This window comes from Streptomyces sp. MA5143a (genome assembly GCF_900290235.1).
Classification (GTDB): Bacteria; Actinomycetota; Actinomycetes; order Streptomycetales; family Streptomycetaceae; genus Streptomyces.
This window is the reverse complement of record NZ_OLMK01000017.1, coordinates 102,429-112,244: the sequence shown is the minus strand read 5'-3', so window position 1 is coordinate 112,244 and position 9,816 is coordinate 102,429. Positions and strand designations below refer to the sequence as shown.

General features: G+C 71.5%; 8 protein-coding genes. 5 read left to right on the top strand and 3 right to left on the bottom strand.

All coding sequences use genetic code 11. The features are described 5' to 3' along the window. Positions 1–98: 98 nt before the first annotated feature. Positions 99–965, bottom strand: a complete 867-nt coding sequence (panB, locus tag SMA5143A_RS09000) for a 3-methyl-2-oxobutanoate hydroxymethyltransferase (RefSeq protein ID WP_099963994.1) — start codon at positions 963–965, stop codon at positions 99–101. A 189-nt stretch (positions 966–1,154) separates the two neighbouring features. On the opposite strand from panB, the gene SMA5143A_RS08995 reads away from it, so the two are divergent. From SMA5143A_RS08995 to SMA5143A_RS08975, 5 genes are all read left to right on the top strand, one after another. Beyond that, positions 1,155–2,732 (top strand): MFS transporter, encoded by a 1,578-nt coding sequence (locus SMA5143A_RS08995; protein WP_107462371.1) that lies wholly within the window; start codon positions 1,155–1,157, stop codon positions 2,730–2,732. 89 nt (positions 2,733–2,821) lie between these two features. After that, entirely contained in the window at positions 2,822–3,457 is a 636-nt protein-coding gene (locus SMA5143A_RS08990) for a TetR/AcrR family transcriptional regulator (protein ID WP_258193451.1), read from the top strand. Between the two features lie 242 nt (positions 3,458–3,699). Beyond that, the gene (locus tag SMA5143A_RS08985) at positions 3,700–4,749 is read left to right on the top strand and encodes an endonuclease/exonuclease/phosphatase family protein (protein ID WP_107462370.1); all 1,050 of its coding nucleotides are present in this window, start codon (positions 3,700–3,702) and stop codon (positions 4,747–4,749) included. 126 nt (positions 4,750–4,875) lie between these two features. Then, the gene (locus tag SMA5143A_RS08980; RefSeq protein WP_107462369.1) at positions 4,876–6,111 is read left to right on the top strand and encodes an MFS transporter; all 1,236 of its coding nucleotides are present in this window, start codon (positions 4,876–4,878) and stop codon (positions 6,109–6,111) included. A gap of 214 nt (positions 6,112–6,325) precedes the next feature. Further along, entirely contained in the window at positions 6,326–6,772 is a 447-nt protein-coding gene (locus tag SMA5143A_RS08975) for a VOC family protein (RefSeq protein WP_107462379.1), read from the top strand. A 120-nt stretch (positions 6,773–6,892) separates the two neighbouring features. Here SMA5143A_RS08975 and SMA5143A_RS08970 read toward each other — a convergent pair whose 3' ends face one another. Together SMA5143A_RS08970 and SMA5143A_RS08965 are read right to left on the bottom strand one after the other, a co-directional pair. After that, on the bottom strand, positions 6,893–8,842 hold the full coding sequence (locus SMA5143A_RS08970) for a S53 family peptidase (RefSeq protein WP_107462368.1): 1,950 nt from the start codon (positions 8,840–8,842) through the stop codon (positions 6,893–6,895). Positions 8,843–9,161: 319 nt separating this feature from the next. After that, the gene (locus tag SMA5143A_RS08965; RefSeq protein ID WP_107462367.1) at positions 9,162–9,785 is read right to left on the bottom strand and encodes a DUF305 domain-containing protein; all 624 of its coding nucleotides are present in this window, start codon (positions 9,783–9,785) and stop codon (positions 9,162–9,164) included. Positions 9,786–9,816 lie beyond the last annotated feature (31 nt).

Sequence of the window (9,816 nt, the reverse complement as noted above, 5' to 3'; positions counted from 1 at the left end):
GAGTCTTCTAGGCGCCCCAACGCCACAGCCCGCCGACTGGGGGAAGATCGGCGGGCTGCTCCGTACCGCAGTGGCTGTAGGGCCACCAGGCCGACGGCCTAGTGGACCGAGTGCTCCTCCAGCGGGAACGTCCCGCCGACCACGTCCTCCGCGAACGCCTTCGCCGCGTCGGTCATGACGCCCCGCAGGTCCGCGTACTGCTTCACGAACTTCGGCATCCGCCCGCCGGTCAGCCCGAGCATGTCGGTCCACACCAGCACCTGCGCGTCGGTCTCCGCCCCCGCACCGATCCCCACGGTCGGGATGTGCAGTACGCGCGTGACCTCAGCGGCGAGCTCCGCCGGGACCAGCTCCAGGACCACCGCGAACGCGCCGGCGTCCTGCACGGCCTTCGCGTCGCGCAGCAGCTGCGCCGCCGCCTCCTCGCCCCGGCCCTGCACCCGGTAGCCCATCGCGTTGACGGACTGCGGGGTGAGACCGATGTGGGCCATGACGGGGATGCCGGACTCCACCAGCAGCCGGATCTGTTCGTGCGACCGCTCGCCGCCCTCCAGCTTCACCGCGCCCACCCCGGCCTCCTTCACCAGCCGGGTCGCCGAGCGCAGCGCCTGCACCGGGCCCTCCTGGTAGGAGCCGAAGGGCAGGTCGCCGACGATCAGGGCACGGCTGGTGCCCCGGACGACGGCCGCCGACAGCATGGTCATCTCGTCGAGGGTGACGGGCACGGTCGTGTCGTACCCCAGGTGACAGTTGCCCGCCGAGTCTCCGACGAGCATGACCGGGATCCCGGCCTCGTCGAAGACGGACGCGGTCATCGCGTCGTACGCGGTGAGCATCGGCCACTTCTCGCCGCGTTCCTTGGCGAGGGCGATGTCGCGGACGGTGATGCGGCGTGTGCCCTTGCCCCCGTACAGCGCCTTGCTGCCGTCGGAGGGCTTCGTCTGGGCAGCCGAAAGCTGCGTCATTGCCACGGCTCCTTCATGTCATCTCGAGGCGCCCTGACGGCGTCCCCGGACCGACTCCATGGTGGCACCTCGACCCGGCGAGGGCCAGAGCGGGTGCGTGTGACCGTTCAGGCACCCGCACGTAAGACCTCGGTAAAAGAATTTCGATACGAGACGGTCCCGTATCGAAAATGGCCTACTCTCGAAGGCATGACTTCCGCAGCCCCTGAATCCCGGATACCGGAAGCGGTGCACCGGCGCCGCTGGGCGATCCTCGGCGTGCTGATGCTGAGCCTGCTGATCGTGGTGCTCGACAACTCGATCCTCAATGTCGCCATCAAGACGATCTCCACCCCAGAGCCGACCGGTCTCGGCGCCACGCAGAGCGAGCTGGAGTGGGCGATCAACGCCTACACGCTCGTCTTCGCGGGACTGCTGTTCACCGCGGGCCTGCTCGGCGACCGGCTCGGCCGCAAGAAGGTGCTGCTCGGCGGTCTGGTCGTCTTCGGCGTCGGCTCGGCGCTGGCGGCCGGCTCCGGCTCGCCGGTGGAGCTCATCGCGTTCCGCGCGGTCATGGGTCTCGGCGCCGCCTTCGTGATGCCCGCGACCCTCGCCGTCCTGATGAACGTCTTCGAGCGCGAGGAGCAGCCGAAGGCCATCGGCATCTGGGCGGGCGGCGTCGGCCTCGCCATCGCCATCGGCCCCATCACCGGCGGTGTCCTGCTGGACCACTTCTGGTGGGGCTCGGTCTTCCTGATCAACGTGCCGATCGTCGTCCTCGCGCTCGGCCTGATGCTCTGGCTGGTCCCCGACTCCCGCGACCCGAACCCGGGCCGGATCGACCCCGTCGGTGTGCTGCTCTCCGTCGTCGGTCTGGTGCTGCTCGTCTACGGCATCATCCGGGGCGGCCAGCTCGCCGACTTCTCCGACGCCACGGTTCTCGGCGCCATCGCCGCCGGTCTCGCGGTCCTCGCCGCGTTCGTCGTGTTCGAGAAGCGCAGCGACCATCCGTCCATCGACATCTCGTTCTTCCGGAACAAGGTCTTCTCCGCGGCCATCGGTGTGATCGGCCTGGTCTTCTTCGCCCTGATGGGCGTGACCTTCTTCTCGGTCTTCTACACCCAGACCGTCCGCGGCTACTCGCCCCTTCAGACCGGTCTGCTGATGCTGCCGCTGGCCGTCGCCCAGCTGGTGTTCGCGCCGCGCGCCCGACTCGTCGTCGACCGCTTCGGCAACAGCGCCGTGTGCACGGCGGGCATGCTGCTGATCGCCGGGATGCTGGCCGCGTTCGCCGTCCTGGATGGGGACACACCGATCTGGCTCCTGGAAGTGATCTTCTTCCTCATGGGTGTCGGCATGGCCCACGTCATGACCCCGCTGAGCGTCGTCATCATGCAGGCCCTGCCCCGGGAGAAGGCGGGCTCCGCGTCCGCGCTCAGCAACACCTTCCGCCAGGTCGGTGGCGCCCTCGGCATCGCCGTCCTCGGCTCCGTGCTGTCCACCGCGTACCGCTCCGGGATCGAGGACAAGCTCCCGGCCGGCGCCCCGCACGCCGCCGCCGAGTCCATCGAGGCCACCCTCGGTCTCGCCGCCCGTCTCGGCGACCGGGGCGCGTCCCTGGTCGGCCCGGCCCACGACGCCTTCCTGCACGCCATGCACGTGACGGCGCTGTGCGGGACCGCCGTGGCCGTCCTCGGCGCGGTCGCCATGGCCGTCTTCCTTCCGGGCCGGCCGACGGGCGGCCAACCGGACGAGAAGGAGGCCGAGTTGGTGGCCCAGGAACACTGAGGTTCGGCCAACGGGGCGCAGGGGGGCGGCATTCGGGGGCGCGGCCGGGGGAGAATCAGCCCGGTGCGACGACAGAGACGGAGTGGACCGTGAGCCTCGCCGGAAGCTGGGCCCAGGACGGACGGGCCCGGGAAGTGAGCCCCGTGCGGGGGCGGCCCCGCAGTGAGGCCGTGGAGCGCTCCATCATCGAGGGCGTGATGAAGCTCCTGGAGGACGGTGTGCCCCTCTCGGAGCTGTCCATAGAACGGGTGGCCCGCACCGCCGGTGTCGGCAAGGCCACCATCTACCGCCGCTGGCGCGGCAAGGAGGAGCTGTTCGTCGACGTCCTGCGCGCCGCCGAACCGCCCGATCCGGTGCTGCCCGGCACCTCCATGCGGGACGACCTGGTCGTCCTGCTGGAGGCCGTCCGCCGACGCGGACTCGTCAACCGCTCCTCGGCGATCCTGCACAACGTCTTCGCCCAGATGAAGTCCAGCCCCAAGATCTGGGACGCCTACGACGCGAACGTCGTCACCCCGCGCCGCCGGATCCTCGCCGACGTCCTGCGGCGCGGACAGGGCAACGGTGAACTCCGCGCCGACGTCGACATAGACCTCATCGGCGACCTCGTCTTCGGCCCGATGCTCGTGCGCACCGTCATGCGTCCCGACTCGCCGCTCCCCGACGACCTCGCGGAGGTCATGGTCGACACGGTGCTCGAAGGGCTGCGTCCGCCTGCGAGCTGAGTCACAGCGAATGTTCGCATTCCGTTACAGAGCTCACCCGTTCACCGCTGTTCGGAACTCCGAACAGCGGGTTGTTCGTCCTCGTGCCCGTACGGCCGCCACGCGGCGGCAGGATCGACGGCGATCATCCCCTAGGGTCTAGGGGGTGCCGCGAAGTCCCGCACCACACCCCGGTGTCGTGGACTTGCCGGCACTCCCCGGGCGCGGGGGACGATGTGCACGGCAGGTTGTGAGGCGACGGTATGGCGCAGGCGTACATGACGGAGACGGGCGGCGGCGGCACGGGCGAGGGCCGCGAAGGAACCCGGCTCCGGCGCCTGCTCGGCCGGTGGTTCGGCGGCTGGAGAGGCGACCGCGGGATCTGGCGGCGCGGTGTCGTCGTCGCGGTCCTCGCCCTGCTCGTCGCGCTCGGGATGGTGCTGCACGCCCAGGTCCCCAACAGCGTGGGCAACCTGGGCAGTCTGACCGAGACGTTCCTGCCCTGGCTGGGCATCGCGATCCCGCTGCTGCTGGTCCTGGCGATCGTCCGTAAATCGGTGGTCGCGCTGATCGCGGTGCTGGTCCCCACGATCGTCTGGCTGAACCTCTTCGGCGGACTCGTCACCAGCAAGACCGGCGGCGGTGGCGACCTCATGGTCGTCACCCACAACGTCAACGCGGACAACGCCGACCCCTCCGGCACCGCCGGGGACGTCGCCGCCTCCGGAGCGGACGTCGTGGCCCTGGAGGAGCTGACGGAGAACGCGGTGCCGGTGTACGAGAAGGCGCTCGCGGCGACGTACCCGTACCACGAGGTCGTCGGCACCGTCGGGCTGTGGAGCAAGTACCCGATGAGCGCCACCGAGCCCGTCGACATCAAGCTCGGCTGGGAGCGCGCCATGCGCTCCACCGTGACCACCCCCGAGGGCCCGGTGGCCGTGTACGTCGCCCATCTGCCCTCGGTGCGGGTGAAGCTGGAGGCCGGGTTCACCGCCCGCCAGCGCGACAAGAGCGCCAACGCGCTGGGCGAGGCCATCGCCGACGAACCCATCCAGAACGTGGTCCTCCTCGGTGACCTCAACGGCACCATGAACGACCGCGCCCTGAACGCCGTCACCGCCCAGATGCGCTCCACCCAGGGCGCGGCCGGCGACGGCTTCGGCTTCAGCTGGCCGGCGTCGTTCCCGATGGCCCGCATCGACCAGATCATGGTCCGGGGCCTGGAGCCGATGGCGTCCTGGACCCTCCCGGCGACGGGCAGCGACCACCTGCCGGTGGCGGCACGGGTGACGATCACCACGTCAGGTCGCTGATCTCGCAGGTCAGCGGGGTGGGAATGGAGAGCCCGGAGAGTTTGTTCCGTCAGTGAACATATAGTGGGGGAGGAATCCCGAGGGATCCGTCCTTCCCCTGCTCTCCTCCTCCCGAAAGGTCTCCCCATGCCCTTGGCCCTGCTCGCCCTCGCCGTAGGAGCCTTCGGTATCGGGACGACCGAGTTCGTCATGATGGGCCTGCTGCCCGACGTCGCGGCCGACCTCGGTGTCTCGATCCCCGCCGCCGGCCACCTCGTCTCCGCGTACGCGCTCGGCGTCGTCGTCGGGGCCCCGCTGCTCGCGGCGGCCACGGCCCGGATGCCCCGCCGCACGGTCCTCATCGGCCTGATGGCCCTGTTCGTGGCCGGCAACGCGCTCTCCGCGCTCGCCCCCGACGAGCACTGGCTGCTCGCCGCCCGCTTCCTCAGCGGCCTGCCGCACGGCGCCTTCTTCGGTGTCGGCGCGGTCGTCGCCACGGGCCTCGTCGCACCGGAGCGCAAGGCCCGCTCGGTCTCGCTGATGTTCCTCGGGCTGACGGTCGCGAACATCGCCGGTGTCCCCGTGGCGACGCTGATGGGCCAGGAGTTCGGCTGGCGGGTCACGTTCCTCGGTGTGAGCGTGATCGGTCTCGCCGCGATCGGCTCGCTGGCCGCGCTGCTCCCGCACGACCACGCCACGGCGCCGGCGACCGGCCTGCGCGGCGAACTGGGCGCCCTGCGCTCCCTGCCCGTCTGGCTCGCCCTCGGTACGACCGTCGCCGGTTTCGCCGCGCTGTTCTCCGCCTACAGCTACATCACCCCGATGCTCACCGGCCCCGCCGGGTACACCGACAGCGACGTCACCCTGCTGCTGGCCCTGTTCGGCGTGGGAGCGACCATCGGCAACCTGGCCGGCGGCCGTCTCGCGGACCACTCGATGCGGGGCACCCTCTTCGGCGGCCTGACCTCCCTGGTCGCGGTCCTCACGTTGTTCCCGGTGCTCATGTCCGCCCAGTGGAGCGCGGCCCTGGCGGTGGTCCTCCTCGGCGTCGCCGCGTTCGTCACCGGCTCGCCGCTTCAACTGATGGTCATGGAGAAGGCCGCCTCCGCCCCGTCCCTCGCGTCCTCCGCCAACCAGGCCGCCTTCAACCTCGCGAACGCCGGCGGCGCCTGGATCGGCGGCCTCGCCCTCTCCCTGGGCCTCGGCACCACGTCCCCCGCGGTCGTCGGAGCGGGCCTCGCCGTCCTCGGCCTCGGGGTCGCCGCGGTCGCCCACGTGGTGGACGCCCGCCGCGCGACCGCGACACGCTCCGCACAGCCGGCCGTGGGCCGCCTGGTGGCCTCGCACGTCCCTGGGCGTGAGTCGGAGCCGGTACGGGGCTGAGGGCGCCCGCCCCGCCCCGCCGGGGGTGAGTCGCGCACCCCGGGATCGTCCCCGTATCGCCCCGATCCGGTGGCGCCCGGCGTGGATTTCCGCTTCGGTGAGGGAAAACCGTTCAGTCGGACGCGCCGGCAGTTCGCGTGAGGTGCGCGCCGGAGGCGTACGCCCCGGCGTGCGGCGCTTCCGCGCTCCTGTCGACGGCGACCTGGAGGACCAGATGGACATCTCGCTCGAAGTGCTCCCGCTGCCCGTGACCGACATCGACCGGGCCCGGGACTTCTACCGGGACAAGGTCGGCTTCCACGTCGACATCGACCAGGAGGTCATGCCCGGTATGCGCATCGTCCAGCTGACGCCGCCGGGATCCGGCTGCTCGATCGCGCTGGGCGACATGATCTGGGAGATGGCCCCCGGCCCCAAGCCGGCCCCCGGCTCCTACCAGGGCCTCCAGCTCTGCGTCGCCGACATCAAGGCCGCCCGCGCCGAACTCGTCGAACGGGGGCTCGACGTCTCCGAGCCCGTCCAGTACGCCCCCGACGACGGCGCCACGTTCATGTACTTCACCGACCCCGACGGGAACGGCTGGGCCATCCAGGAGTACCGCCGCCGCGCCACCGAGCCGCTGCACCGCGTGCTCGCGGACCTGGCCGCGCGGGAGCGCTGAGGCCGGCCCTCGCGCGCGGGGGCCAACGACACGGCGAGACCGCGGCGCCTGCGCACCGCGGTCTCGCCTCCTGATCACTTCTCGAAGCGGGTGAGGGCACCCCGGCGCGCTTCGCTCACCTCATCGGACGTACGACTCCACGTAGCCCCGCGCGGGCGATCCCACGCCCGTCACGTCGTCGTAGCCGCGTACCGCCGTCAGGGAGCTGTCCCGGCCGAGCGTGCGCACGGATGTGACCAGCCCCTCGGAGGCGTCGTAGGTGTTGGCGTAGTCGACGCGGGCCACGGCCAGCCCCGTGCCGCTGACGGGGGTGTCGGTCACGTCGTGGTACGCCTTCGTGCCGTAGCGGGCGTAGATGGCCGGGTTGGCGAAGCCGAGCGGCCGGCCGCCGCGGGCCTGCTGGGCGAGGGACTGGACGGCCGCGACGACCGGCGCGGCGAGGGAGGTGCCGCCGATCCGGTACTCGCTGTACCGCTGCGACCCGTCCGGGAAGGACTGCGTCTGCCCGACCAGGAAACCGGTGTTGGGGTCGGCGATCGCCGCGATGTCCGGGACGACGCGGTTGCCGGCCGCGCTGTTGGCCGTGGCGAGGGCGTGCGGGACGACACCCCGCTGGTAGAACGGCTCGGCGACCGTCCTGCTGGTGCCGCCGCCCGCGCCGGAGGTGAAGGCGCCGGGGAAGTCCGTCCAGCTCCCGCCGTCGTCGGCGAGCGTCGACTTGAGCGTGCCCCAGCCGGTCTCCCACAGATACGTGTCGTTCCTGCCGACGGCCAGGGACGTACCGCCGACCGCCGTCACCCACGCCGAGTTCGCCGGGGTGTCGACCTGCTTCGTCCCGGTGTTGGCGACCTCGTCCCCGTCGTCGCCGGAGGAGAAGTAGAAGCCGACGCCCTCGACCGCGCCCAGCTGGAACACCTGGTCGTAGGCGGCCGCGAGGGCCGGCGTCTGATGGGCCTCGATGTCGCCCCAGGAGTTGGAGACGATGTCGGCCAGATGGCCGTCGACGATGCGGCCGAGCGCGTCGAGCAGGTCGTCGTCCTGGCAGGACGAGGCGCCCACATAGGTGATCCTCGCGTCCGGAGCGACCGCGTGCACGGCCTCGACGTCGAGGGTCTCCTCGCCGTACCAGCCGGATGCCTGGCAGTCCTCGGTGTGGGTGTAGTTCTTCGGCAGGACCTGCCGCAACTGGCCCGCGCCGTACGGCGCGTCGCCGTGCCCGCCCGCGTAGGCGGCCGCGTCCGCGGCGATCGTCGGGGAGGCGTACGCGTCGGTGATGGCGACGCGCACCCCCTTGCCGGTGTACCGGCCCGCGCCGTACGCGGCCCGCAGCTGCCGGCCGGTGTAGCCCTTCACCGCGTACGGGATCTTCTTGCCGTACGCGTCCGGCAGGGTGCTCGCGATGTTCGAGCCGTAGTACGAGGAGAACGGCCCGGCGTTGCGGAACACGGCGCCCGGCGGCGGCAGTTGGTCGTCGTGGGTGGCCCGGTGGGGTGCCGTGTCCAGGCCGGTGACGGTGAGGACGGCGCCGTTCAGGGCGGCCGGTGCGGAGGCCGTCGCGGTGGGCGCGCGATAGGTGTGGCCGTCCTTGCGGTAGTTGTGCAGCTGGGTGCCGAAGGCCCGCTCCGCGGCGGCCACGTCACCGGTGACCGTGACATAGCGCCGGGTCGTGCCGGTGATCCGCAGTCCGGCCCCCGTGAGCCAGGACTTCACGGCCGACACCTGCGCGGGGGTCGCGCCGAAGCGTGCCCGCGCCCGCGCGGCGCTCAGATACCTGCCGTACGACGCCGACGACGGGTCGGAGACGGCCCTGGCGTAGGCGGCCAGCCCGTCGGCGTCCCGGCCGGCCAGATAGACGCGGAGGGAGAGGGAGGAGCTGTCGGCGGCGGCTCCCCGGTCGGCCTGGGCGGTGGCCCACGCGGGCCTCGTCCCCCGCAGGGTGTCCCGTCCGGGGTGGGGCGCGGCCTGCGCCGTGGGCGCGCCCAGCGTCAGCGCGCCGACGAGCAGGGGCAGTGCGGTGGCCAGGCTCGCGCCGGCGCGCAGCGCGGCACGCCGTGACCTCGTGGATCTCATGGATGAACCCCCTGGGATGCGGTTCGTCGCGAGTGGGTGGGGTGGGCTGAGCGGATCCGGTGGATGCGTGTGGATCACTCGGCCTCGGCCACTCTCGCGATGAACCGTTCATGCCAGGGAATGGCTCGGGGCACGGCTGGGCCAAGAAGCCCCCAAGCGAACGTATCGACACCCCAAGGAACCGTATGTGCAAGGGATTTGCGGCATACGTCCCCGGGGCGTCATGGCCCCCGATGCATCGAGGGCCCGCCGTGTCACAGCCGTCGGCCCGCTCGACGAGGTGTCGGGCGGGCCGGTGGGGGCGCGGGCGGGTGTCGTCCTACGGGCGGGGGGCGGCCCCGCGGGCCTTCAGCAGGTCCGTCATCAGCGCGATCTCGGACTCCTGGGCGTTGACCATGCCCTGGGCCAGCTTCTTCTCCACGCCGACCGTGCACTTGGCGACGCAGCCCTCCGCCATGTGGATGCCGCCCTTGTGGTGGTCGGTCATCAGCTGGAGGAAGAAGATCTCGGCCTGCTTGCCGTTGAGCTTGCCGAGTTTCGCCATCTCCGCGTCGGTCGCCATGCCGGGCATCAGGGAGCCGTCCTCGCCGGAGGACATGTCACCCATGCCCATCCAGGCCATCGGCTTCTGCGACGACACCTTCGGCAGCCCCCACAGGTCGAGCCAGCCGATCATCATGCCGCGCTGGTTGGCCTGGGTCTGCGCGATGTCGTACGCGAGCCGCCGGATCTCCTCGTCGTCCGTGCGGTCACGGACGATGTACGACATCTCGACGGCCTGCTGGTGGTGGACCGCCATGTCCCGGGCGAACCCCGCGTCCGCGGAGTCCGTGGCGGGGGCCTTCAGCCCGGAGTCGTCGCCGTCGGCGACCGCGTACGTGATCGCCCCGGCCGCGACGAGTACCGCCGCGGCGCCGGAGGCGATCCAACCGATGTGCTTCATCTGTCCCACTGTTCCAGATCGCGTTCGCCGG

Bases quoted from the DNA above. Each gene is read 5' to 3' on its own strand.
- panB (WP_099963994.1), bottom strand. From the start codon at position 965: ATGACGCAGCTTTCGGCTGCCCAGACGAAGCCCTCCGACGGCAGCAAG.
- SMA5143A_RS08995 (WP_107462371.1), top strand. From the start codon at position 1,155: ATGACTTCCGCAGCCCCTGAATCCCGGATACCGGAAGCGGTGCACCGG.
- SMA5143A_RS08985 (WP_107462370.1), top strand. From the start codon at position 3,700: ATGGCGCAGGCGTACATGACGGAGACGGGCGGCGGCGGCACGGGCGAG.
- SMA5143A_RS08980 (WP_107462369.1), top strand. From the start codon at position 4,876: ATGCCCTTGGCCCTGCTCGCCCTCGCCGTAGGAGCCTTCGGTATCGGG.
- SMA5143A_RS08975 (WP_107462379.1), top strand. From the start codon at position 6,326: ATGGACATCTCGCTCGAAGTGCTCCCGCTGCCCGTGACCGACATCGAC.
- SMA5143A_RS08970 (WP_107462368.1), bottom strand. From the start codon at position 8,842: ATGAGATCCACGAGGTCACGGCGTGCCGCGCTGCGCGCCGGCGCGAGC.
- SMA5143A_RS08965 (WP_107462367.1), bottom strand. From the start codon at position 9,785: ATGAAGCACATCGGTTGGATCGCCTCCGGCGCCGCGGCGGTACTCGTC.